The organism is Janthinobacterium sp. EB271-G4-7A, from assembly GCF_020858075.1.
GTDB lineage: Bacteria > Pseudomonadota > Gammaproteobacteria > Burkholderiales > Burkholderiaceae_D > Janthinobacterium > Janthinobacterium lividum.
The window spans coordinates 1,480,567-1,504,086 of the sequence record NZ_JACYMI010000001.1; the positions used below are offsets into that span (position 1 = coordinate 1,480,567).

The 23,520-nt window shown below is 63.9% G+C and carries 23 protein-coding genes and 3 tRNA genes; 15 read left to right on the forward strand and 11 right to left on the reverse strand.

Annotation, left to right across the window (positions count from 1 at the left end; translation table 11 throughout):
• Positions 1-14 precede the first annotated feature (14 nt).
• From IGS58_RS06665 to IGS58_RS06680, 4 genes are all read right to left on the reverse strand, one after another.
• Positions 15-674: a glutathione S-transferase family protein gene (locus IGS58_RS06665; RefSeq protein ID WP_230520912.1), complete on the reverse strand. Its 660-nt coding sequence runs from the start codon at positions 672-674 to the stop codon at positions 15-17.
• Positions 675-793: 119 nt separating this feature from the next.
• Positions 794-2,221, reverse strand: coding sequence for a Dyp-type peroxidase (locus IGS58_RS06670; RefSeq protein ID WP_230520913.1), 1,428 nt, complete (start codon positions 2,219-2,221; stop codon positions 794-796).
• Between the two features lie 74 nt (positions 2,222-2,295).
• Positions 2,296-2,760, reverse strand: coding sequence for a hypothetical protein (locus IGS58_RS06675; protein ID WP_230520914.1), 465 nt, complete (start codon positions 2,758-2,760; stop codon positions 2,296-2,298).
• Positions 2,761-3,053: 293 nt separating this feature from the next.
• Positions 3,054-4,115, reverse strand: a complete 1,062-nt coding sequence (locus IGS58_RS06680) for an AI-2E family transporter (RefSeq protein ID WP_070254049.1) — start codon at positions 4,113-4,115, stop codon at positions 3,054-3,056.
• A gap of 202 nt (positions 4,116-4,317) precedes the next feature.
• Between IGS58_RS06680 and IGS58_RS06685 the strand changes: the two genes are divergently transcribed.
• Positions 4,318-4,944 carry a flavin reductase family protein gene (locus IGS58_RS06685; RefSeq protein ID WP_034789007.1) on the forward strand — a complete coding sequence of 209 codons (627 nt, stop codon included), beginning with the start codon at positions 4,318-4,320 and terminating at the stop codon, positions 4,942-4,944.
• Between the two features lie 8 nt (positions 4,945-4,952).
• Here the strand turns inward: IGS58_RS06685 and IGS58_RS06690 are convergent, their stop codons facing one another.
• On the reverse strand, positions 4,953-5,765 hold the full coding sequence (locus IGS58_RS06690) for a FadR/GntR family transcriptional regulator (protein ID WP_034789005.1): 813 nt from the start codon (positions 5,763-5,765) through the stop codon (positions 4,953-4,955).
• A gap of 190 nt (positions 5,766-5,955) precedes the next feature.
• On the opposite strand from IGS58_RS06690, the gene IGS58_RS06695 reads away from it, so the two are divergent.
• Genes IGS58_RS06695 through denD form a run of 6 tightly spaced genes read left to right on the forward strand, consistent with a single transcriptional unit; the run spans position 5,956 to position 11,951 of the window.
• Positions 5,956-7,284 carry an MFS transporter gene (locus IGS58_RS06695; protein WP_052140695.1) on the forward strand — a complete coding sequence of 443 codons (1,329 nt, stop codon included), beginning with the start codon at positions 5,956-5,958 and terminating at the stop codon, positions 7,282-7,284.
• Positions 7,285-7,296: 12 nt separating this feature from the next.
• On the forward strand, positions 7,297-8,196 hold the full coding sequence (ltnD, locus tag IGS58_RS06700) for an L-threonate dehydrogenase (protein ID WP_230520915.1): 900 nt from the start codon (positions 7,297-7,299) through the stop codon (positions 8,194-8,196).
• Between the two features lie 20 nt (positions 8,197-8,216).
• Positions 8,217-9,518: a 3-oxo-tetronate kinase gene (otnK, locus tag IGS58_RS06705; RefSeq protein WP_230520916.1), complete on the forward strand. Its 1,302-nt coding sequence runs from the start codon at positions 8,217-8,219 to the stop codon at positions 9,516-9,518.
• On the forward strand, positions 9,515-10,159 hold the full coding sequence (otnC, locus tag IGS58_RS06710; RefSeq protein WP_211550886.1) for a 3-oxo-tetronate 4-phosphate decarboxylase: 645 nt from the start codon (positions 9,515-9,517) through the stop codon (positions 10,157-10,159). The genes otnK and otnC overlap by 4 nt, the downstream gene beginning before the upstream one ends.
• Before the next feature lie 20 nt (positions 10,160-10,179).
• Positions 10,180-10,971, forward strand: a complete 792-nt coding sequence (otnI, locus tag IGS58_RS06715) for a 2-oxo-tetronate isomerase (RefSeq protein ID WP_070254042.1) — start codon at positions 10,180-10,182, stop codon at positions 10,969-10,971.
• Positions 10,972-10,973: 2 nt separating this feature from the next.
• A complete protein-coding gene (denD, locus tag IGS58_RS06720) occupies positions 10,974-11,951 on the forward strand; it encodes a D-erythronate dehydrogenase (protein ID WP_230520917.1) in 978 nt (325 codons plus the stop codon).
• On the opposite strand, the gene IGS58_RS06725 is transcribed toward denD, so the two are convergent.
• Positions 11,948-12,790: a helix-turn-helix domain-containing protein gene (locus tag IGS58_RS06725; protein WP_230520918.1), complete on the reverse strand. Its 843-nt coding sequence runs from the start codon at positions 12,788-12,790 to the stop codon at positions 11,948-11,950. The two genes, denD and IGS58_RS06725, sit on opposite strands and share 4 nt — an antisense overlap.
• A gap of 56 nt (positions 12,791-12,846) precedes the next feature.
• Here IGS58_RS06725 and IGS58_RS06730 point away from each other — a divergent pair, with 56 nt between their 5' ends.
• Entirely contained in the window at positions 12,847-13,341 is a 495-nt protein-coding gene (locus IGS58_RS06730) for a DUF3224 domain-containing protein (protein ID WP_230520919.1), read from the forward strand.
• Positions 13,342-13,532: 191 nt separating this feature from the next.
• On the opposite strand, the gene uvrB is transcribed toward IGS58_RS06730, so the two are convergent.
• Positions 13,533-15,620, reverse strand: coding sequence for an excinuclease ABC subunit UvrB (gene uvrB / locus IGS58_RS06735; RefSeq protein ID WP_034788988.1), 2,088 nt, complete (start codon positions 15,618-15,620; stop codon positions 13,533-13,535).
• 112 nt (positions 15,621-15,732) lie between these two features.
• Here uvrB and IGS58_RS06740 point away from each other — a divergent pair, with 112 nt between their 5' ends.
• The 6 genes from IGS58_RS06740 to IGS58_RS06765 all read left to right on the forward strand — a co-directional run bounded on the left by IGS58_RS06740 (position 15,733) and on the right by IGS58_RS06765 (position 18,881).
• On the forward strand, positions 15,733-16,947 hold the full coding sequence (locus tag IGS58_RS06740; protein ID WP_170846314.1) for an amino acid aminotransferase: 1,215 nt from the start codon (positions 15,733-15,735) through the stop codon (positions 16,945-16,947).
• 131 nt (positions 16,948-17,078) lie between these two features.
• Positions 17,079-17,154, forward strand: a tRNA-Asn gene (locus IGS58_RS06745).
• Between the two features lie 136 nt (positions 17,155-17,290).
• Positions 17,291-17,366: transfer RNA gene (locus IGS58_RS06750), tRNA-Asn, on the forward strand.
• A gap of 123 nt (positions 17,367-17,489) precedes the next feature.
• Positions 17,490-17,816 carry a Dabb family protein gene (locus IGS58_RS06755; protein WP_083299945.1) on the forward strand — a complete coding sequence of 109 codons (327 nt, stop codon included), beginning with the start codon at positions 17,490-17,492 and terminating at the stop codon, positions 17,814-17,816.
• Between the two features lie 93 nt (positions 17,817-17,909).
• Positions 17,910-17,985: transfer RNA gene (locus IGS58_RS06760), tRNA-Asn, on the forward strand.
• A 185-nt stretch (positions 17,986-18,170) separates the two neighbouring features.
• Positions 18,171-18,881: an alpha/beta hydrolase gene (locus tag IGS58_RS06765; RefSeq protein WP_230520920.1), complete on the forward strand. Its 711-nt coding sequence runs from the start codon at positions 18,171-18,173 to the stop codon at positions 18,879-18,881.
• A gap of 63 nt (positions 18,882-18,944) precedes the next feature.
• On the opposite strand, the gene IGS58_RS06770 is transcribed toward IGS58_RS06765, so the two are convergent.
• From IGS58_RS06770 to IGS58_RS06785, 4 genes are all read right to left on the reverse strand, one after another.
• Positions 18,945-19,967 carry an alpha/beta fold hydrolase gene (locus IGS58_RS06770; protein ID WP_230520921.1) on the reverse strand — a complete coding sequence of 341 codons (1,023 nt, stop codon included), beginning with the start codon at positions 19,965-19,967 and terminating at the stop codon, positions 18,945-18,947.
• Positions 19,968-20,066: 99 nt separating this feature from the next.
• A complete protein-coding gene (locus tag IGS58_RS06775; RefSeq protein WP_230520922.1) occupies positions 20,067-21,089 on the reverse strand; it encodes a sulfotransferase in 1,023 nt (340 codons plus the stop codon).
• Positions 21,086-21,832 (reverse strand): aspartyl/asparaginyl beta-hydroxylase domain-containing protein, encoded by a 747-nt coding sequence (locus IGS58_RS06780; protein WP_230520923.1) that lies wholly within the window; start codon positions 21,830-21,832, stop codon positions 21,086-21,088. The genes IGS58_RS06775 and IGS58_RS06780 overlap by 4 nt, the downstream gene beginning before the upstream one ends.
• Entirely contained in the window at positions 21,817-22,335 is a 519-nt protein-coding gene (locus IGS58_RS06785; RefSeq protein ID WP_230520924.1) for a GNAT family N-acetyltransferase, read from the reverse strand. The genes IGS58_RS06780 and IGS58_RS06785 overlap by 16 nt, the downstream gene beginning before the upstream one ends.
• 148 nt (positions 22,336-22,483) lie before the next feature.
• On the opposite strand from IGS58_RS06785, the gene IGS58_RS06790 reads away from it, so the two are divergent.
• Positions 22,484-23,503, forward strand: a complete 1,020-nt coding sequence (locus tag IGS58_RS06790) for a hypothetical protein (RefSeq protein ID WP_230520925.1) — start codon at positions 22,484-22,486, stop codon at positions 23,501-23,503.
• Positions 23,504-23,520 lie beyond the last annotated feature (17 nt).

Consider the following 23,520-nt stretch of genomic DNA (forward strand, 5'->3'; position numbering starts at 1 on the left):
TTTACTGAACAAGGTCAGTCGCGCTGCGGTGCGCCCAGGGGGAAGAGGTGGCGGTACGGACGTGCCTCTTCCACCGCGCGGGCGAACGATGGGCGGGCCAGCAGGCGCGCGCGGTAGGCGCGCAGCAGGGGCAGCGTCGCGGGAATCGGCTGGGTCCAGTCCGCATAGAACAGCGCGGGGGCGGCGGCGCAGTCGGCCAGGTTGAAGTGGTCGCCGGCGGCCCACGTCTTGCCGGCCAGGTGCTTTTCCAGCCAGGCGTAGGCGAGGTCCAGCTTTTCGCCGGCAAACGCGCGGCCTTCCCTTGTCTTCACCGGGTCGCCGGTCAGGGCGGCGCCGACGGCATGCTGCACGGGTGTCATGACGTGCAGGTCGAAATAGCGGTCGAGAAAACGCACGTCCAGCGCCTGCATCGGATCGTCCGGCAGCAGGCGCAGCGGGCCGGGATGGGCCAGTTGCAGGTATTCGATGATGATGCTGGTCTCGGCGACGTTGCGCTCGCCGTCCACCAGCAGCGGAAACTTGCGCAGCGGCCAGCGTTCCAGCCATTGCTGCAGGTGCTGCGGCATGTCCGGCGCCAGGCAGCGGAAGGAGAACGGGATGGCGTTCTCGTACAGGGCGATGAGCACCTTCTGCGTGTACGAGGAAAAGGGGTGGCCGTAGAGTATCAGCGACACGGTGGGAACTCCTGTCATTGTGAAAGGTTGGCAACACGCGCGTGTGCCAACGATAGTGCAATGACAGGATCAATGCAAGCGGTCCGCGCCGTTCCCGCTTGCCTCCGTGGCGCGCCCGCCTAGCCGAGGTTCGCCAGGTAGCGCAATCCCGTGATGCTGGGGAAGAAGCAATACACGCCGCCACGCGTGATGACGCTGCGCGAGAAATGCTGCAGTTCGGTATTGCCGCTTCCCTTGGCGCCCACGCCGGGCAAGGTGAAGGAACTGACGGCCGGGTCGTTGGTGCCCAGGAACACGTCCTGGCCGCTGATGTTGAACGTGGCATCGCCCGCGTCGGGACCGGCCGGGCCGACGGCCGATTTGACGAAGGCATCGTCATTGTTCCATTGCTTCATCAGGAACTCGAACTGATTGCGCAGGCTGGCATTGATGAAATAGCCGACCAGGCCACGCTGCGCTGCGATGGGTGCTGCCAGATCATATTCGCTGCCGTAGGGCATGGCGCGCCGCACGATGCGGTGGTGGCGGGCGGAGGCGCCCACGACGGCTTCGTCGCGCGGATTATTGCGCCGGATGTGCGCGCCGATCGGGCATTTTAGGCCCAGCGTGTCATCGAGGTCCGGCTGTCCATCGACATAGTGAAAGCGGTTCAGGCTGGCGTCCGGCAGCACGGGCCCGGCCTCGTCCGGCCTGAGCACGAGCGGATTGCCGTTGCGCCAGCGCCCGCACATCTTGGCGGCCACCATTTCTGTCGTGAGTCCGGAACTGGCCGCGCCCTGGCTCAGGATGCTGTCGAACAGGGGCACGTCCTGCTCCAAGATGCGGAAGGCGGCATAACTGCCATTGGTGGATAGCTGCGGCGGCTGCACCTGGTAGGTGCCGCCGTTTTCATTCGGATAGCCGAGCAGGAATTCCCCCGTCTTCACGCTGTTGAGCGGGTCAGGGTCGTGTTCGCGCTTGCGCTGTGGGGCGCCATCGACGTCGGGCTGGGCGATGCTGTCGCGGTAGCCGAAATGCACGCGGTTGTCTGGCAGGGCCACGCCGTCGTGCGCATACAGTTCGCGCCAGCCCGCGGCAAAGGCGCGGCGTAGTGTGGCCGAGGTCGCCTTTAGCACTTCCGTCGATTCGCTGACCCACAGGCTCAGCAGCGCATGCACCTGGCCATGCTGGGTAGCCGGCCCCAGGTTGCCGAGCCAGTGTTCGGGGGCGCTGTCGCCCACGTCGCCCACGGCAGTGACGCTGGCCGGATCGGCCGCGCCCCGTTGAAATGCCTGGTCAAAGGTGGTCAGGTCGGTCGCGGCAACGCCCAGCGCCGACAGGCCGGGAGCGGTAAAGCTGAGGTTCAGGAAGCAGGGGGGCTTGGGGTGGATGTGCCGCGCGGTGGTAATGGACGGCAAGCCGTCGCTGCCGTCGAGCAGAGCCGCGATGGTGCGCCGTGCCTGCGCCGCATCCGTGATGCTGAAGATGAAATGGCGCGCCAGGTTGACGCGGTAGCCGCGCAGGATCGTGCCTTGCACGTCGTCGTAATCGATGGTGGAATCGGCCATGCTGTCTCCGGGGGCTGGGGTGGTGGCTGGCAGGGTGGTGGGGCCGCTTGCGCAGCCCCGGCGTGGCTTTCGGCTCAGGTTCGGAATGCGGCGATGATTTTCTGGACGGTCTGCGGATAGGCGCTGTACAGGCCGTTATTGGGCACGTGCTGCGCGGCGTCGTTGGCCGTGATGAAGGCTTCAAATGCGGCCACATGGTTGGCAACAGGAATCAGCGCCTTGCCGCCCACGACAAATTGCAGCAGCGCGTCGAATACCGCGCCCAGTTGGCCCACGAAATCTTCGATGTAGTCGTTGAAGTTGCCGTCATACTCGGTGATCACGCCGATGATCAGGCTATCGGAAGTGCCCGCCGATTGAATGTTGGGCAGCAGATTGGGCTGGGAGCGGTCCAGCAGGGTGAAGCGGGCAAAGTGCACGGTACCGATCTCGGTGAGGGCGGCATTGATCTTCGCCTGGAATTCCACCAATGTTGCGGCGATGGCGGTCGGATTGGTGCCGGGTAGCGCCGGCATCATTAAGCACAGTGGATTTGCCATGGGAGGCTCCTCATTACGTGGTTGTCGGGAGGACCGACACTACGCCGCGGCGCCCACTGCGTCAAAAGCTATATTTTCGCATTTGTTGCTAAATGCGCACTATTGCAACATGATAGTCGATATGAAATCCGGTCTCATGTGGATAGTTGCCGAGGCTGGCCAGCACCGGCGGACACTCTGTCGCCAGGCTGTTCCGGCCTGTTTCTGGAAGCGCAAGTGGCGCCGCCGGCAAGCCGGATTCCATCGCCATTATTTTTGCAGGATGGGACGCTGACGCTCCCGATTGCCACGCCTCAATCCTCGGCCTGGAATTCGCTGGCCGAGACGAACAGATCCCACGAGGCGATGAACAGGGCCGCCACCACGGGGCCGATGACGAAGCCGTTCAGGCCAAACAGGGCCATGCCGCCCACGGTCGACAGCAGCACCACGTAGTCGGGCATCTTGGTGTCCTTGCCGACCAGGATGGGGCGCAGCACGTTGTCGACCAGGCCGATGACGAAGACGCCGAAGGCGGCCAGGCCTGCGCCTTGCCAGATGGCGCCCGTGGCCAGGAAGTAGACGGCCACGGGCGCCCAGACGAGGGCGGCGCCGACGGCCGGCAGCAGCGACAGGAAGGCCATCAGCACGGCCCACAGTAGGGGCGCGGGCACGTCCAGGAACCAGAACGCCAGGCCGCCGAGGGCGCCCTGGGCGATCGCCACGAGGATGTTGCCTTTCACCGTGGCGCGGATCACCGTGGTGAAATTGGTGAACAGGCGCTGCTTGTATTTTCGGCTCAGCGGCACGGCGCCCTTGATACGGGCTGACAGGGAGGAGCCATCGCGCATGAGGAAAAACAGCAGGTATAGCATGATGCACAGGCTGGTGAGGAATTCAAACGTGTACAGACCCACATTGATGGCTTTCACGGCCACCACCTGGCTCACCTGCGTGGCGCCCTCGGCCAGCTTGTCCTGCAGGCTGGCCAGGCTGGTCAGGTTGAAGCGGTCGAGCAAATTGATCAGCCATTGCGGCAGCACCGCCATGATTTTATTGAAGAACATGGCGACCGTGATTTCGCCCGAACGTACCATTTCCACGACGCTGGCCGCCTGATTCACCAGCGACACGGAAATGAGCGACAGCGGCAGGATCACGATGACGATGATCAGCAGCAAGGTCAGCAGCGACGCCAGGCCGGCACGGCCCTTCGTTTTCAGCAGCAGCCAGCGGTACACGGGCGCGAACAGGATCGCCAGGACGACGCCCCAGAAGATGGCGCCCGCATACGGCGCCAGTATCCAGCCGAAGCCGATGGTGACGATGCTCAGGAGGAGCAAGAACACTTTCTGGTGCAGCGTGAGAGTATGCATGGGCGGTAGCGTAATGATCAGGGTTGAGTTGTCCCATCATAAGCGAGGCGTGGTGCGGCGCGCCATACAATTGTGCCTTGGCAGTCTGTGCGCGAGCGTGCCTGGCGCCGGCGGGCTGGCAACACGGTAGCGGCAAATCCAGTAAGCTGTCGCTCCAGGCGTTCCATCCCGGGCGCCTTTGACTTGGACTTCAGGAACGCGCGTGGCCGACAACATTCACTTTTATGAACCTGCACAGGGCCACGGCCTGCCGCATGATCCCTTCAACGCCATCGTGGGGCCGCGGCCCATCGGCTGGATCGCTTCGCGCAGCGGCGAGGGCGTGCTCAACCTGGCGCCGTACAGCTTTTTCAATGCCTTCAATTACCACCCGCCGCTGATCGGTTTTTCCAGCATCGGCCGCAAGGATACCTTGCGCAATATCGAGCAGACGGGCGAATTCGTGTGGAACCTGGCAACCCGTCCGCTGGCCGAGGCGATGAATGCCAGCTGCGCGCCGGCGCCGCCCGAGGTCGATGAATTCGCGCTGGCCGGCCTGACGCCGGCCGCCTCGCGCCTCGTGAATGTGCCGCGCGTGGCCGAAAGCCCTGTGTCCTTTGAATGCCGGCGCACGCAGATCATCGAGCTGCAGGGCGTCAATGGCGCTGGTGTCGGCAGCTGGCTGGTGCTGGGGGAAGTGGTGGGCGTACATATCGCGCGCCACCTGCTGACCGATGGCGTGTACGACACCGCGGCAGCGGCGCCGATATTGCGCGGCGGCGGTCCGGCCGATTATTTCGAGATTGGACCGGACAGCTTGTTCCACATGCGCCGGCCCAGCTATCCCTGAGCCAGGATTTATTTCTGCATGATGGGATCGCGTCCCAGGGTGCGGGCCAGCGCGCCGCCGTCGCCGCGCCAGAATTCGCGGTCGGCCAGACGCACGCGTTCGGCCGCATGCTGCATGTGTTCCATGGCCGCCTGGCGCGCCCGCTGCGGGTCGCCATCGGCGATCGCCTGCACGATCTTTTCATGTTCGCGCCGCACTTCGATGGAAAAGTCCGTGCGCCGCGCTTCATTCGCGCGCGTCACCTTGACGGCCGAGCGGATCGGGTCGGCGAACATGGCAACAAACTTCGGCCAGTAAGGGTTGCCCGTCGCCTCGGCGATGCACAGGTGCAGGCGCACGTCTTCTTCCACGCCATCGACGCCGGCCGCCACGGCTTCCTCGATGCGCCGCAGCGCGTGCTCGATGTCGGCCAGCTGGCCCGGCGTGCGCCGCACGGCTGCCAGCGCGGCGATTTCCGCTTCCAGTCCCTGGCGCACTTCGATCAGGTTCAGCAGCGATTGCACCGATTGCTCCGTCAGCGCATCGCCCCGCTCCCCGGCCTTCGCGCCATCCTGCGCGCACACGAACGTGCCGCTGCCCTTGCGCGTGACGAGGATGCCGTCCGCCTGCAGCAGGGCGATGGCTTCGCGCAGCACCGTGCGGCTGACGCCAAAGTGGCTGGCCATGGCTTGCTCCGACGGCAAACGCGTGCCGCCGGCCAGGCCATCGTGGTGGAGCTGCTGGCGCAGCCGTGCCGCCACGCGCGCACCCAGGGTGCCGGTGGTGAAGCTGCCCGCGGCGGGCTCCGGCGCGGGAAGGGTGAAGCTGAACGTGCGGTCCATCGGGTGCATCCTTGCGCTAACGGTTTTCAAATGGGGCTTGCCTGCTTGCCATTATATGGAATATACAGCTTGACACACATAAAGCACACACATAATATACATCCATACAAATTTTAGACAAGTTGCCAGCCACCACCGGTGGACCATAAAAACCCGGCACGGTCGATCCCCCAGTGATCAGGAGACAAGCATGGAAGTGTCACAGACAATGCCGGGCCAGCCGGCCGGCGCGGCCGCAAGCCAGAAAACCATCGATGACGCCGTCTACCGCAAGGTGACCTGGCGCATCATTCCCTTCCTCATGCTGTGCTACATCGTCGCTTATCTCGACCGTGTGAACGTGGGCTTCGCCAAGCTGCAAATGCTGGCCGACCTGCAGTTTTCCGAAACCGTGTATGGCCTGGGTGCGGGCGTGTTCTTTCTTGGCTACTTCCTGTTCGAGGTGCCCAGCAATGTGATGCTGCACAAGATCGGCGCGCGCGTGTGGATCGCCCGCATCATGATCACCTGGGCCATCATCTCTGGCGCCTTCATGTTCGTCACCACGCCAACCCAGTTCTACGTCATGCGCTTCCTGCTCGGCATCGCCGAAGCGGGCTTTTTCCCCGGCATCATCCTGTATCTGACCTACTGGTATCCGTCCGAGCGCCGCGCGCGCATGGTGTGCACCTTCATGGCCGCCATTCCCGTCGCGGGCCTGATCGGCGGCCCCCTGTCGGGCTGGATCATGGAAACCTTCGCCGGCTGGCACGGTTATGCGGGCTGGCAGTGGATGTTCGTGCTCGAAGCGATTCCCGCCGCGCTGATGGGCGTGGCCGTGCTGCTCTACCTCGATAACAGCATCCGCGCCGCGAAGTGGCTGACGGAAGATGAAAAAGTCATCCTCGAACAGCGCATCGCCACGGAAGCGCAGGGCAAGGTCTCGCACCCGTCGATCCGCGCCATGTTTGCCGATCCGCGCATCTGGGTCATGGCCCTGATTTATTTCTGCTGCGTGATGGGCCAGTATTCGCTGACCTTCTGGCTGCCCAGCCTGATCAAGGCGGCCGGCGTGACGGGCGTGCTCAATATTGGTCTCTTTACGGCAATCCCGTATTCGGTCGCCGTGGCGTCGATGATCCTGCTGGGCCGCAGTTCGGACAAATACCGCGAACGCCGCTGGCACATGGCCATCCCGCTGGTTGTGGGCGCCGCCGCCATCGTCTGCAGCGCGCTGGCCGGCGCCCACAACACGGGCTGGGCCATCTTCTTCCTGACGATCGCCGCCGGCGGCATCCTCGCCGCATCGCCCATGTTCTGGAGCTTGCCGACGGCCTTCCTCGGTGGCGTCTCGGCCGCCGCCGGCATCGCCGCCATCAACTCGGTGGGCAACCTGGCCGGTTTCGCGGCGCCGTACATGATCGGTTCCATCAAGGACCTGACGCAGTCGACCGACATCGCCATCTACCTGCTGGCCGGCATCCTGGTGATTGGCGCCATCATCATCATGCGCGTGCCGGCCAAGCTGGTAAACAAATAAGTGGAGCAAACAATGACTGCAACAATCGAAAAAGTGGGCGTGATCGGCCTGGGCGCCATGGGCATGGGCATCGCGCAATCGTTGCTGCGCGCGGGCTTCGACGTGCATGCCTGCGACGTGCGCCCGGAAACCGTGCAAACGCTGGCCGGCCAGGGCGCCCATGCGGCGCCGTCTCCCGCCGCGCTGGCGGCGCAGGTGCAAGCCTTGCTGATCGTTGTCGTCAATGCGCAGCAGACGGAGGCCGTGCTGTTTGGCGAACACGGCGCGGCGGCCAGCCTGGCGCCGGGCAGCGTGGTGATCGCCTGCGCCACCGTGGCGCCCGAGTTTGCCGAGGCGCTGGGCGCGCGCCTGGCGGCCATGGGATTGCGCTTCATCGACGCGCCCATTTCCGGCGGCGCGGCCAAGGCGGCTGCCGGCGAGATGTCGGTGATGGCGGCCGGCGCGCCCGATGCGTTCGACGCTTGCGCCGGGATTTTCGACGCCATCTGTGCAAAGCTGTACCGCCTGGGCGAACAGCCGGGGCAGGGTTCGAAAGTCAAGATGATCAACCAGTTGCTGGCCGGCGTGCACATTGCCGCCGCGGCCGAAGCGATGGCGCTGGGTCTGCGCGCCGGCTGCGACCCGGACGCCCTGTACGAAGTCATTTCGAACAGCGCCGGCAGTTCCTGGATGTTCCAGAACCGGGTGCCGCATATTTTGAAAGGCGACTACGCGCCGCTGTCGGCCGTGAATATCTTCGTCAAGGATTTGGGCATCGTGCTCGATTACGCAAAAAAAAGCGTGTTCCCGCTGCCCCTGTCGGCCACGGCGCACCAGATGTTCATGCAGGCGTCGGCGGCAGGCTTTGGCGGCGAGGACGACTCGGCCGTCATCAAGACTTTCCCGGGCATCGATCTGCCGGCGAAAGCGTAACTGAATAAAAAGGAACAATCATGACCGTACTACTGGGATGTATCGCCGACGATTTCACGGGTGGCACCGACCTGGCCGGCATGCTGGTCAAGGCCGGCATGCGTACGGTGCAGCTGATCGGCGTGCCGCAAGGTCCGCCGCCAGCCGATGTCGATGCCGTCGTCATCGCCCTCAAGTCGCGCACGAATGCGCCCGGGGAGGCGGTGGCTGAATCGCTGGCCGCGCTGGTCTGGCTGCAGCAAGCCGGATGCAGGCAGTTCTATTTCAAGTACTGCTCCACGTTCGACTCCACGCCGCGCGGCAATATCGGCCCCGTGGCCGAGGCGCTGATGCGGGCGCTCGACACGGATTTTACGATTGCCTGCCCGGCGTTCCCCGCCAACGGCCGCACCATCTACAAGGGCAACCTGTTCGTCGGCGACGTGCCGCTGGCCGAATCTGGCATGCGCGACCATCCCTTGACGCCGATGACGGATTCGAACCTGGTACGCGTGCTGCAGCAGCAGGTGCAAGCCAAGGTAGGCCTGGCCGATTTCTCCGTGGTGGAGAAGGGCGCCGCCGCTATCGCCCAGCGCTTCACGGACTTGCGTGGCCAGGGCTGCCATTTCGCCGTCGTCGATGCCGTCTCGAACCGCGACCTGGAAGCCATCGGCGCCGCCTGCGCGGACCTGAAACTGATCACGGGCGGCTCCGGCATCGCGCTGGGACTGCCACAGAATTTCCGCCAGCGGGGCCAGCTGGCGCCATCGCCTGCGGGCCAGGCGGGACGTTTGCCGCCACCGACTGGCTTGCGTGCCGTGATCTCGGGCAGCTGCTCCGTGGCCACGCAGCAGCAGGTGGCGCACTTGCGCGAACTGGCGCCATCGTTCCACGTCGACCCTTTGCAGCTGGCGGCCGGTGGCGAGGTGGTCGACGCCGTCGTGGAGCAAGCCCTGGCCTGGGCCGGCGCGCACCTGGCGCAAGGCCCGGTGCTGATCTACGCCACGGCCACGCCGGACGCCGTGCGCGCCGTGCAGGCGCAACTGGGCGTGGAGCGGGCCGGCGCCCTCGTCGAGGAAACCCTGGCCGCCATCGCGCAGGGGCTGGTGCGCCTCGGCGTGGGCCAGCTGATCGTCGCTGGCGGCGAAACGTCGGGCGCGGTAGTAAAAGCGCTGGGTGTGGCGGGTTTGCGCATCGGCCCCGAGATCGATCCTGGCGTGCCGTGGACGCAAGCCTTGCCGGCGCTGGGCGAAGATGGCGCGGCGCCGTTGGCGCTGGCCCTCAAGTCCGGCAATTTCGGTACGGTGGATTTCTTCAGCAAGGCCTGGCAGGTGCTGGCATGAGCAGCACGGAATCGCGTCAGCGCGAGCTGATCGTCGACTTCGGCAAGTCGCTGTTCGAGCGGGGCTTGACGGCCGGCAGCAGCGGCAACCTGAGCGTGCGCCTGTCCGACGGCTGGCTGCTCACGCCAACGAATGCCAGCCTGGGGCGGCTCGATCCGGCGCAATTGTCAAAGCTGGACTGGGACGGCAACTTGATCAGCGGCGCACCGCCGTCAAAAGAGGCATTCCTGCACCGCGCCATGTATGCGGAGCGGGGCAGTGCCGGTGCCATCGTGCATTTGCACTCGACGCATTCGGCGGCCGTGTCGTGCATGTGCGGCTTGAACCATGACGACTGCATTCCACCCCTGACGCCATACTTTGTGATGAAGGTGGGGCGCTTGCCCCTGGTGCCATATCACCGGCCGGGCGACCCGGCGCTGGCGGGCGCGATTGGCGCCATGGCGCGCAAGCATTCGGCCGTGCTGCTGGCCAATCACGGTCCCGTCGTCTCTGGCACGAGCCTGGAAGCGGCCGTGTATGCGGCCGAGGAACTGGAAGAGACGGCCAAGCTGTTCCTGCTGCTGCGCGACGTGCCCACGCGCCCGCTCGACGCGGCGCAGATCGCCGACCTGAAGCACACGTTCAAACTCGAACTATAAGATTCCCAAGGAGATACCGCATGCCCCGCTTTGCCGCCAACCTGACCATGATGTTCAATGAAGTGCCCTTCCCGCAGCGTTTTGCCGCCGCCGCGCAAGCGGGTTTCCAGGGCGTCGAATTTCTGTTCCCTTACGATTACGCGCCGCAGGAAGTCGCGGGCTGGCTGCGCGAGCACGGCTTGCAGAACGTGCTGTTCAACCTGCCGCCGGGCGACTGGGCGGCCGGTGAGCGGGGCATCGCTTCGCTGCCGGGCCGCGAAGCGGAATTCCGCGCTGGCGTGGCGCGCGCCATCGAATACGCGCTGGCGCTGGGCACCCCGCGCGTGCACATGATGGCGGGCTTGCTGCCCGTGGGCGCCGACCTTGCCCTGCACCGCGCCACTTACCTGGCCAATCTGCAGTACGCGGCCAGGGCCGTGGGCGAGCATGGCATCGAGCTCTTGATCGAACCGATCAACGGACGCGACATGCCCGGCTACTTCCTCGTCACACAGGCGCAGGGCCATGCGCTGCGCCTGGAGTCGGGCGCGTCCAACGTCAAGGTACAGATGGATTTTTATCACACGCAGATCGTCGAAGGCGATATCGCCATGACGTTCAGGAACAACTTCGACGGCATCGGCCATGTGCAGATCGCCAGCGTCCCGGCCCGCAATGAACCGGACGATGGCGAAGTCAATTACCCTTATTTATTTACGCTGCTGGATGACCTGGGCTACGAGGGCTGGATCGGCTGCGAATACCGTCCGCGCGGGCGCACCGAAGAGGGCCTGGGCTGGCTCGCCGCTTACAACAACAAACAAGGAGCATGAAGATGAAAGTACTCATTACCGGCGGCGCCGGTTTCCTGGGGCAGCGCCTGGCGCGCCAGTTGCTGGCGCAAGGCCAGCTGACGGACAGCCAGGGCCAGTTGCAAACGATCAGCGAGCTGGTGTTGGTCGACGTGGTGGCTGCGCATGACTTCAACGATGCGCGCGTAACAGTGGTCACGGGTGACATCGCCGACGGTGCCCTGATGCGCGCCACCATCGATGCGCAGACAAGCTCGATCTTTCACCTGGCCGCCATCGTCAGCGGCCAGGCGGAAGCCGATTTCGAGCTGGGCATGCGCATCAACCTCGATGCGTCGCGTTTGCTGCTCGATATCTGCCGCGAATTGGGACACAAGCCGAAAGTGGTGTTTACCAGTTCCGTGGCCGTGTATGGCGGCAAGCTGCCGGAGGTGGTGCAGGATACGACGGCGTTGAACCCGCAGTCGTCATACGGCGCGCAAAAGGCCATCGGCGAACTGCTGCTCAACGATTACAGCCGCCGCGGCTTTGTCGATGGCCGCGTGCTGCGTTTGCCGACCATCAGCGTGCGCCCGGGCAAACCGAACAAGGCGGCGTCGTCGTTCGCCAGCGGCATCATCCGCGAACCCTTGAATGGCGAGGCGGCCGTCTGCCCCGTGTCCACCGACCTGCGTCTGTGGCTGCTGTCGCCGCGCGGCGCCATCGCTTCCCTGATCGCCGGCCATGAATTGGCGGGCGAGGCGTTTGGCGCCAGCCGCACGGTGAACTTGCCGGGCTTGAGCGTGAGCGTGGGCGAAATGATCGCCGCACTCGAAGCCGTGGCCGGCAGCGAAGTGGCGGCCCGCATCAGCTACGCGCCCGATCCCGCCGTCGAGCGCATCGTCAAGAGCTGGCCCGGCGCCTGGGATACGGCACGGGCCGAAGCGCTGGGTTTGACGGCCGATGCGGATTTCGCCGCCATCATCCGTGCGTATGTCGACGACATGAAAGCGGCCGGCTAGGCGACTGTCGCCAGCTGCGAGCGGCGATAGTCGAGCGGCGTACTGCCCACCAGTTCCGCAAAACTGCGGCTGAAATGGGCCTGGTCAAAAAAGCCCAGTTCATGCGCCAGGCTGGCCAGGTCGGGCGCATCGGGCTGCGCCAGGCGCCAGATCGCTTCCTGCAGGCGGTAGCGCTGGATCACCCATTTCGGCGGCACGCCCACGTAGTTGGCGAACAGGCGCTGCAGCCGGCGTTCGCCGATGGCCATCTTTTCGCACAACTGCGCCACGCTCGCCGGGCCGTTGCGGGCCGCCGCCGCGGCAGTCAGCCTGGCGGCCAGCAGGGCGGCGTCATCGACTTGCGGCAGCCTTGCCTGCAGCAGCGCCTGTGCCTGCGCCACCATGGCCGTATCGCCAGCTTGCCGCAGTACCAGCGCCTCGGCTTGCGCAGCCGGCATGTCCAGCAGGGTATCGGCGGCGATGGTCGTATCGGTGAACGACGATAAGGGCTGAGTGATGAACGGGCGCAGGCCGCCCGGCGCAAAACGCACGCCCAGCACCTTGCCTGCACCAATCAAGGGCCTGTCAAAGGCGCCGCGCACCACGCCATGGATGGCGGTGCGCCCAAGCTCGAAGACTAGGTGGGCGTTGGGGTAGGGCAGCACGCGCTGCGTCTGCGGCGCGCAGCCCCGCCTGTCCCATTCCACGACCCAGAAGTACTCGACGAACGGCGCCAGCGCGCCAGCCGGCGGATAGGTCGCCAGCCGTATGCGGCGCGCCGCTGCCTGCGGGTCGACGATGCCTTTCGGCGCCTGGCCGCGCGCGGCGAGCACATTGCGCGTGCTGTCGGTTTTATCCAATATTTGTCTCCTGCGCTGCCTTAAGCTGCTTCTCTCGCATCGATTGAAAGGGAATCATGAAATCACACAGTTTGCCGGGCCTGGTGCTGGCCGCATGTTGTCTATCGGTGGCGCCAGCCGGCGCCGCCTCGTTTGCAGAAGGGGATCATCGCATGCATGTGCACGCCACAGGAAGTTTCAGCATCACCATGACGCCATCCGCGGCGCCGCAGCGCTCCGGGCGCACGACCTTGGGCAAGGTACTGCTCGACAAAGTCTATGCCGGCGACCTAGTCGCCACTGCCACGGGCGAGATGCTCAATGCCGTCACCGACACCAAGGGCGCGGCCGCTTATGTCGCCATGGAAGCCATCACGGGCGTCCTGCAGGGCAGGGAAGGCAGCTTCGTGGCGCAGCATGCGGGCACGATGGCCGATGGCAAGCAGCAGCTGTCCATCGTGATCGTGCCGCATTCCGGCACGGGGCAGCTGACGGGCATCAGCGGCACGCTGGCCATCCGCATCGTCAATGGCCAGCATTTCTACGACATCGATTATTCGCTGCCGGAGTAGGGCAAACCCATGGGCAGCAATCCTGTACTCGCTGGTACGGTCAAGCCACAGCCCAGGACTTCGTGCCGAGCGGCTTTTCAAGTAGGTAGGATTAGCGGCAAGGCCGCGTAATCCGACACCACCACCAGCGCCAACAATGTTGTCGGATTACGGCCCGCAGGGCCTAATCCGACCTACGTATGGCGTGGTATTCATTTGCCCAGGATCGACGCCACGTTGTCGGTGCCGGGCGCGCCGAACAGCTGCTGCTTGAGGACGTGCAGCTGGTCGCGCACCTGCGCCGCCTTTTCGAACTCCAGGTTCTTGGCGTGGTCGACCATCAGTTTTTCCAGGCGCTTGATTTCCTTGCTGACCTGTTTCTCGCTCATGGCTTCGAACTTGGCCGCTTCCTGCGCCACTTGCAGGGTTTCGCGCGCTTCCTGCGGGCTGTAGACGCCGTCGATCATTTCGCGGATCGATTTCTTGACGCCGATCGGGATAATGTTGTTGGCCGTATTGAAGGCGATCTGCTTGGCGCGGCGGCGTTCCGTCTCGTCGATGGCGCGGCGCATGGAGTCCGTGATGCGGTCGCCGTACAGGATCGCCGTGCCGTTCAGGTTACGCGCGGCGCGGCCGATGGTCTGGATCAGGCTGCGCTCGGAGCGCAAGAAGCCTTCCTTGTCCGCGTCGAGGATGGCGACCAGCGACACTTCCGGCAAGTCCAAGCCTTCGCGCAGCAGGTTGATCCCCACCAGCACGTCGAAGGTGCCCAGGCGCAGGTCGCGCAGGATTTCCACGCGCTCCACCGTCTCGATATCGCTGTGCAGGTAGCGCACCTTGATGCCATGGTCGCCCAGGTATTCCGTCAACTGCTCCGACATGCGCTTGGTCAGGGTCGTCACCAGCACGCGTTCGTCCTTCTTGATGCGCTCGACGATTTCCGACATCAGGTCGTCCACCTGGCTGCTGGCGGGGCGCACGATGATCTGCGGGTCGACCAGGCCGGTCGGGCGCACGACCTGCTCGACCACCTGGTCGGAATGGCTCTTTTCGTATTCGGCCGGCGTGGCCGAGACGAACACGGTCTGGCGCATCTTCTGTTCGAATTCCTCGAATTTCAAGGGCCGGTTGTCGAGGGCCGACGGCAGGCGGAAGCCGTAGTCGACCAGATTCGTCTTGCGCGAACGGTCGCCGTTGTACATGGCGCTCAGCTGGCCCGTCAGCACGTGCGACTCGTCGAGGAACATCAGGGCGTCGGGCGGCAGGTAGTCGACCAGGGTCGGCGGCGGCTCGCCCGGCAGCGCGCCGGACAGGTGGCGCGAGTAGTTCTCGATACCCTTGGTGAAACCGATTTCCGCCATCATTTCCAGGTCGAAGCGCGTGCGCTGCTCCAGCCGCTGCTCTTCGATCAGTTTATTCTCCTTGCGGAAGAACTCGAGGCGCTCGCGCAGCTCGTCCTTGATGGTCTCGACGGCGCGCAGCACGGTGGAGCGGGGCGTCACGTAGTGCGAGCCCGGGTACACGGTGAAGCGGGGGATTTTCTGGCGCACTCTGCCCGTCAGCGGGTCGAACAGCTGGATCGATTCGATCTCGTCGTCGAACATTTCCAGGCGCACGGCCAGTTCCGCATGCTCGGCGGGGAAGATGTCGATGGTATCGCCGCGCACGCGGAAGGTGCCGCGGCCGAAGTCGACCTCATTGCGTGTGTACTGCATCTGGATCAGGCGCGCGATGACGTCGCGCTGCGCGACCCTGTCCTTGACGCGCAAGGTCAAAATCATCTGGTGGTACTCGTTCGGATTGCCGATACCGTAGATGGCCGAGACGGTGGCGACGATGATGACGTCGCGCCGCTCCATCAGCGACTTGGTGCACGACAAACGCATCTGCTCGATATGTTCGTTGATCGACGAGTCCTTTTCGATGAACAGGTCGCGCTGCGGCACATAGGCTTCCGGCTGGTAGTAATCGTAGTAGCTGACGAAGTATTCGACCGCGTTCTGCGGGAAAAAGTCGCGGAACTCGCTGTACAGCTGCGCCGCCAGGGTCTTGTTCGGCGCGAAGACGATGGCTGGCCGGCCCATGCGCGCGATGACGTTGGCCATGGTGTAGGTCTTGCCCGAACCGGTCACGCCCAGCAGGGTCTGGAAGGCCAGTCCGTCGGCAATCCCCTCGGATAACTGGTCGATTGCCGTGGGCTGGTCACCGGCCGGAGGAAAGGGCTGGTGCAGCTTGAAGGGGGAGTCCGGGAAAGAGATAATTGCGCTTTCCGCCTCGCTGGCGGTAGATAATTCGGGCATGTGAATCAGACCTTTGTTAGAATAGTGCTCTGCTGGCGGCCCTGGCGTTGTATTTTGGGGCGCTGTCTACAACTCCGCTGTGAACCTGCTTCCAATCGAATCCAATCTTATCATGACGAACCCAACTGTTTCTGCCAGTCTGTTTAGCGCCATCGAGATGGCCCCACGCGACCCGATCCTGGGCATCACCGAAGCATTTAACGCGGACCAGAATCCCGCCAAAATCAATCTGGGCGTTGGCGTCTATTATGACGACAACGGCAAGGTGCCTCTGTTAGCTTGCGTACGCAAGGCGGAAGCCATCCTGATCGAACAGGCGGCGCCACGCACCTATCTGCCGATCGAAGGCCTCGCTGCCTACGACAAGGCGGTGCAAGAACTCGTATTTGGCGCCGATAGCGCCGTAATTCAAGAGCGCCGCGCCGTGACCGTGCAAGCCATCGGCGGCACGGGCGCATTGAAGATCGGTGCCGACTTCCTGCAGCGCTTCGCGCCGGGTGCCCAGGTCTACATCAGCGACCCGAGCTGGGAAAACCACCGCGCGCTGTTTGAAAACGCCGGTTTCGTCGTGAATAACTACACCTACTACGATGCCGCCACCCATGGCGTGAACTTCGACGGCATGCTGGCCAGCCTGAACGCCATGCCAGCCGGCTCCATCGTCGTGCTGCACGCCTGCTGCCACAACCCGACCGGCGCCGACCTGAGCGTGGCCCAGTGGGATCAGATCATCAGCGTGGTGACCTCGCGCGGCCTGGTGCCGTTCCTGGACATGGCGTATCAAGGCTTCGCCAACGGCATCGCCGAAGATGGCGCCGTGGTGCGCCGCTTCGCCGACGCGGGCGGCCCGCTGCTGGTATCGAACTCGTTCTCGAAATCGTTCTCGCTGTACGGCGAGCGCGTGGGCGCCCTGAGCGTCGTCGCCGCCAGCGCCGACGAAGCGGCCCGCCTGCTGTCGCAGCTGAAGCGCGTCGTGCGCACCAACTACTCGAACCCGCCAGTACACGGCGGCAAGGTGGTCGCCACCGTCCTGGCCACGCCGGAACTGCGCCAGCTGTGGGAAGAGGAACTGGCCGGCATGCGCGTGCGCATCCGCGAAATGCGCAATGCCTTCGTGGAAAAGCTGAAAGCCAAGGCGCCGGCCCACGACTTCGAATTCGTGCGCCAGCAAATCGGCATGTTCTCGTACTCCGGTCTCACCAAGGAGCAGGTGGCATCGCTGCGCGAGCAGTCGATCTACGCCGTCGACACGGGCCGTATTTGCGTGGCAGCATTGAATTCGCGCAATATCGACATCGTTATTGACGCGATCGCCAAAGTGCTTTAAGATCTTGCTTCTTCGGCGCTGCATGCAAGTGCGGCGCTGATGGCGGTAGAAAGTCGGCGATGGCCGTGTTTGTGTAGATGCAGTATCAGTCTTGCAAATATGGAACAAGCGACATATAATATTGCCTCTTTTCCCTGATAGCTCAGTTGGTAGAGCGACGGACTGTTAATCCGCAGGTCCCTGGTTCGAGTCCAGGTCGGGGAGCCAGAATTCGGAAGGCCACGTTGAAAAACGTGGCCTTTTTTGTTATTGCGCCGCCTGGCATGGGTGCCAGGGCAAGATAAGATTTTCCCTGTGGAAATCTGGACAGCGCCAACTTTGGCCTATATAATACGGCCTCTTTTCCCTGATAGCTCAGTTGGTAGAGCGACGGACTGTTAATCCGCAGGTCCCTGGTTCGAGTCCAGGTCGGGGAGCCAGAATTCGGAAGGCCATGTTGAAAAACATGGCCTTTTTTGTTTTCTGCCGCAGCCCGCAGGGACGGCCGGTGCGTTATCGCGTTTTGCGCTATCCTGAATGCATCACTTCAGGAGCACCTTCCCATGACTTGTACCTCCGCCTTGCGCCATATCGTCCTGTGCGACTTCCTCGATGGCATCACGTCTGCCAAGCACGCCGAGCTCGTCTACGAGTTTTCCCAGCTGAAACACCGCATTCCCGGCGTGCGGCAATTTGAATGGGGGCCGAACGTCAGCCCGGAAGGCCTCGACGATGGCTTTACCGATTGCTTTACCCTGACCTTCGATGACGCCGGCGCGCGCGACGTGTATCTGAGCCATGCGGCCCACCTGGCCTTTGTCGAGCAGCTCAAGCCATGGCTGGGTCGCGTGCTGGTCTTTGACTACTATCCGCAAGAGCATCCCGGCTGACCGCTGCCAGGCAGGGTAGCGCCGGGAAAATACACATTTTTCTGGGGGAAATCTGGACACCGTAAAATTTACCCTATAGAATGCGGCCTCTTTTCCCTGATAGCTCAGTTGGTAGAGCGACGGACTGTTAATCCGCAGGTCCCTGGTTCGAGTCCAGGTCGGGGAGCCAGAACACGCAGTAGCAAAAAGCCCAGCCTTCACCGGTTGGGCTTTTTGCGTTGCAGGGCCCGCGTGCGACGCCCGTGTCGCCTGCGCTTGATCCACCGCATAGACCGCCTGGCATCCGGCGATAAGCTAAAGGAGATAAGGCGTTGGCGGATATGTCATCGCTTTCAACTGCGTGGAGAGGCTGACATGGATGAGGTTACCAGTGTTGGATCGGCAACGATCGTGCTCGTGCATGGCGGTTTTGTCGACGGATCGGGCTGGGAAGGCGTTTACCGGGCACTGCGTGATGAAGGCTGTTACGTTGCCATTGTGCAAAATCCAACGCTATCGCTGGCGGACGACGTGGCCGCGACCCAGCGGGTCATCGCCGCAATACCGGGCCCCGTGGTCCTAGTCGGTCATTCGTATGGGGGCGCCGTGGCCACGCAAGCGGGGAACGACCCCAGGGTCAAGGCATTGGTCTACATCGCGGCCTTTGTGCCGGACCAGGGCGAGTCTGTCGATTCCTTGCTGAAGAATGCCCCGCCCGGCGCGCCGGTGCCGCCGATCTTGCCGCCGCACGATGGTTTCCTGTTGCTCGACCAGAAAAAGTTTGCCGCCGCCTTCGCGGCCGATGTGCCCAGGGACAAGGCCCGCTTCATGGCGGCATCGCAGGTGCCCTGGGGGATGGCTGCCTTGACCGGCGTGGTCAGCGCGCCAGCGTGGAGGAGCAAGCCCAGCTGGTACATGGTCGCCAGCGAGGACAAGATGATAGCGCCGGCGATGCAGCGCGCGATGGCCGGACGTGCGGGCTCGAAGGTGGTCGAAGTTGCCGGCAGCCATGCCATTTACATTTCGCAAGCCCACGCGGTGGCGTTGCTGATCCGCAAGGCCGCGGCGAGCATTGCCGGCGACTAGGCCGGCAGTACGCCGGCTAGTGCGCCGGCCCTCGAAAAGGGCCCCATGTCATGGGGCGTCGTATCAGAACTTGGCAGTCGCATCCAATGTCTTGATGATGGCTTCTTGAAATTGCACCGGTTCATCCTGGTGTATCTGATGCCCGGAATGCTCGAAGAAAAACAAGCCCTTCCTTGGCGCCTTCAAGGTCTCGAAATACGCCTGCGTGATCCTGGTCGAGGTCTGGATATCGTTTTTGCCGACGAAGAAATACACGGGGCAGTCAACGCTCTTCAAGGTCTTGGGCAAATCAATGTTCATGACCTCGTTCCAGACGGGCGACCAGGTTTTTGACCATTGCAGAAAACCCGTCTTGAACCCTTCGCTCGTCGCAAATGCCTTGCCATCCTTGTAAAAAAGCCATTTCCTTAAATAAAACATGCTTTCGTCACTTGCAAACGGAAAATTGATGCTGTTCAGCTCCTGGCTGGCGACGGCATTGTCCTTGAAATGCACTTTCAAGGCTTGCAGCAATTCCTTCTCGCTTTCCAGCTGGCTCACGACAGGATTCGACGCGAAATAGGCATGCAGCAGTTCCGGGTGACGCTTGACGATATCAAAGCCCAGGACGTTGCCCCAGGAACTGCCCAGCAAGTATATTTTGTCCTGCTTTAACTCCTTGCGCAGAAACTGGATGACTTGATACGTATCCTGCTCCATCTGCCCGACGGATGGCTGCGTGGGGGAGGGATTCAGTTTCAAGGTTTTTCCGGCATCCCGCTGGTCCCATTGCACAATCGTAAATCTGCTTTTCAGGAGATTCGTAAAGGCATCCGCCCCCTTGATCATGGAGCTTCCCGGGCCGCCGGATAAAAATAGCAGCACGGGCTTGTTCGCGTCGTCCGTCCTGATTTCCACCACTTGCTTGATGCCGCCAATATCGGGTGTCAGGGTGGTGGTGACTTCCGCGGAAGCCGGTTTCGCTTCCGCCGTGGTTTGCGCCTGGCATGCGTAGAAGGGAATCAGGGCGGTCAAGAGCACTGCCAATGTCATTTTTTTTATCATGGTGTGAGGGTCAGTTTCAGGTTGCTTGTAAGGGCGGCGCATTGCACGCGGGGATTGCGCCGTAGTTGAACAGCTATCTATCGCATGGTCTTCAGCGGGTACGTCGACATGCCTCCTTGTCAGAGTTGGGTTTCATGGAAGTCATTGGCTTTGCCCGGCATGCAGCCGCAACGCTTCCAGCGCCAGATAGCCTGGTTGCAATTGCGCGGCGATGGCGGCCAGGCCGTCTGCTGCTGGCACTGGCGGATCGCCGCGGTAGACGGTGCCGTATTTCGCATGCACGCCGCCGCGCGCGCGCATCGCTTGCAACTGCGTCGCTGTAGTGGCGATGCCGAAGCGGGTCAATAAATCGCTGAAGAGGATGCCTGGCAATTGCTTGTAGTTAATTAACTGCAACTGGCCGGCGGCCGCATGGGGCAGGGCGGCGTTGAGCAGGCTGGCCAGCACCAGGCCCGTATAACCGTCGATATCGCCCGGCGCCAGCTGGTGCGCGGGCAGCGGCAGCTGTGCCGGGTGCAGCATGCCGGGCACCATTTGCGGCCCGCGCTGGCGCTGGTGCGAGGCGAGCACGGCCAGCGGTTCGCGGTAGACGAACAGGCAGGGCGTGCCGGGAAATGCTTGCCGCAGCAAGTCCAGGCTGTGGATGTGCCAGCAGTCGAACTTGATGATGAAGTGTGATTCTTCGCCGGAGCGGCGCTGGCCCAGTGCCAGGATGGCCTGGCGCAGCAGGGTGATGCTGGCCGCCGGGTCGCCGCTGTCGTGATGCAGGCGCAGCAGCGAGTCGATAACGGGCGGCTCGGACATGACTATGCATTGCGGCAAGGACGCCAACAGCTGGCTCAGCAGGGTTGAGCCGCAGCGCGAGACGTGGAAGATGAAGGCGTCGGGCGCCAGGCAATCGCCGGGCGTCGCCAGCGCGGCCAGCGGCGTGCGGCAGACGCGGCGCTCCTCGTGCGGCTGGCGCGTCAGCGTATTGACAAAGAAGGCGTCGCTGAAAGCCGTTTGTCCCAGCTCGCGCCAGCACATGGCAGCGTCCGCCAGCGCATCGCCGCGCTCCACGTACAGCGGATACCAGCCGCGCAGATCCATGCCCTCGTGCCATGCCACCGTCTCGCCCCTGGCCAGCAGGCGTTCTTGCTGGGCCAGGCCCGGCGCGGCGCTCACGGCGCGCTCCCGTCTGCCAAGGCGGCCAGGGCGGCCAATTCCCTGGCCAGTGCCAGGCTGGCAGGCGAGGGCGACAATCGCAGCTGGGCGATGACGGCCCGCACATTGCCATCGTGGATGCCGGGGTCGCCATACTTGTGGGCCGCTTTCGGCACGAATCCCGCCGAGGCGAACAGCGCTTCGAGCCAGGCATTGGTGACGCAGTCGAGCACGAGGTGGATGCGCGGCGTCGTGCCCCGGTTGTGCACCGCGTGCAGGCAGCTGGCGTCCATGTACCAGGCGTGGCCAGCCGTGAAGTGGACAGTTTCACCATCGATGGTAAACAGCACCTGCGGCGAAGTGTGGATGGGGATGTGGATGCGGATCAAGCCGTCGGCCAGCGACGTGCCGGCGTCGCGGTGCGCGCGGATGATGGCGCCCGGCGCCAGCGCCATCAGGCGCGCGGCGCGGATCTCGCATGCGAAGCTGGCAAGCACTTCGCGCAGGCAGGGGCAGCGCGCCAGTTGCGGCGTGCCTGCGTAGGCGGCGCCGTCGACGGGCATGATGTTGTCGGCTGCACCGCCGGGCGAGCGCAGCGGCACGCAGCTCCAGCCCTGGTCGTAGGCCCCCGTATTGAAATGGCTGATCCACTCGTCCGTGGCGAACTGGTCGCTGTCGCCCTGCATGCGCGCCACGTCGAAGTGCAGCGGCAGCTGCAGCCAGCTGCTGGGGATATGTTGCGCCGGCACTATGGCGCGCTCCATTCCAATTGCTCCTGCACCTCGTTTTCCCCGCGCAGGCGAAAGCCCAGCCGCTGGTACAGGGTGCGCGCGGCGGCGTTGCTTTTGTTGACGGCAAGGTGGATCTGCCATTGCTCCGCGCCCGCTTGCGCCTGCAGGCCGCGCAGCACGGCGCTGCCGGCGCCCTGGCCTTGCGCGGCGGGCAGGATGGCGATGTCGACCAGGTGCAGCACCTGATCCTGGCGGTCCAGGATCAGGCGGCCGATGGGGGTATCGCCGTGCTGCAGCACCAGGTAGGCGGCGTGTGGATACGCCTGGCGGTAGCCGTGGCTTTGCATGCGCTGCTGCATGGCGATCAGCTGTTCGATGACGGCGGGCTCGGCCGGCATCTGGCGCAAGTCGCCGCGTGTGGAACTGTACAGCGCGGCGGCAAAGCCATCGTCGTCGTCGCGCTGGACGCGCAACTGGTAGGGGGTGGGCAGGCTGGCGAGGACGAGGGTGAGGTCGGAAAGCGGCAAGGCGTGCATCGATGCTCCGGTAGGTGTTTGCGGCTGGAGATAAATTAACAGGCGTACAGTTATTTGCTATGCTGCCAATTTTTCCGCGTACTTGCAATCATTTCAAGGAAGCCGCCATGCATTCTGTCTTTATCCCGCCTTGCCAGTGGAGTCTCGCATGAATCCGGCACGCGCGGAACTGGCCACCATCGCGGCTGCGCTGTGCGATCCGCAGCGCTCGCTGGCAAGCCTAGTCGGCGAAACGGTGCAGCTGCGCCAGCTCGTCGAACGCCATTCGCGCCTGCCCATGGACCGGCAGGACGGTTTGCGCGACGGCGAAAGCTTTCTTCCCAGCGGCTGGGCCATCTCGCCCGTGCAGGCGGGCCTGTGCGCGCGCGAGCCGTACCGCAGCGCCGCCTTCATCCAGGGCCTGGCCCTGGCCGTGCGCGAGCGCCTGGAGGTGAGTGGTGGCCGGCCCGTGCGCGTGCTGTATGCGGGCTGCGGCCCGTTCGCCTTGCTGGCCCTGCCGGTGATGGCCATGCTGGATGCGGACTTGGTGCAGTTTGCCATCCTCGACGTGCATGCCGAGACCCTGGCCTATGCGCGCGAACTGATTGCAAGCCTGGGCCTGGATCGCCATGTCACGGCATACATTTGCGCCGACGCGGCCGCCTACCGCATTGCTGGCGGCGCCATGCCGGACGTGATCGTCAGCGAAACCATGAATACGGCGCTGGGTAAGGAGCCGCAGGTGGCCATCCTGCGCAATCTGCACGCGCAAGCGCCTGCGGCGGCGCTGCTGCCGGCGTCCGTTACCGTGCACCTGGGCCTGGACCGGCGCGCGCCGGATGCACCGTGCACCGACTGGGGCTGCGTGTTTGCCCTCGATGGTGACGCCCTGCGCGCCTGGCAGGACGAGCAGGGCGAGAGCTTGCCGGCCGCCAGCATCCGCCTGCCTGACGTGCTGGAGCAGGCGCCGCGCCTGCTGACGCGCATCCGCGTGCATGGCGACATCGTCCTGGGCGACCATGACTGCAGCCTGAACCTGCCCCTGGCCCTGCCGGGCAAGCCGGCCCTGGCTGGCGGCAGCGTGCTCGACTTCCATTACCGCCTGGGCGGCCAGCCGGGACTGGCGTTTAGCGTGCGCGACACGCCTGAATCCATCCAGGAATTGCACCAGCCAGTGTCTCAGTCGTAATACTACATTGGCAGACA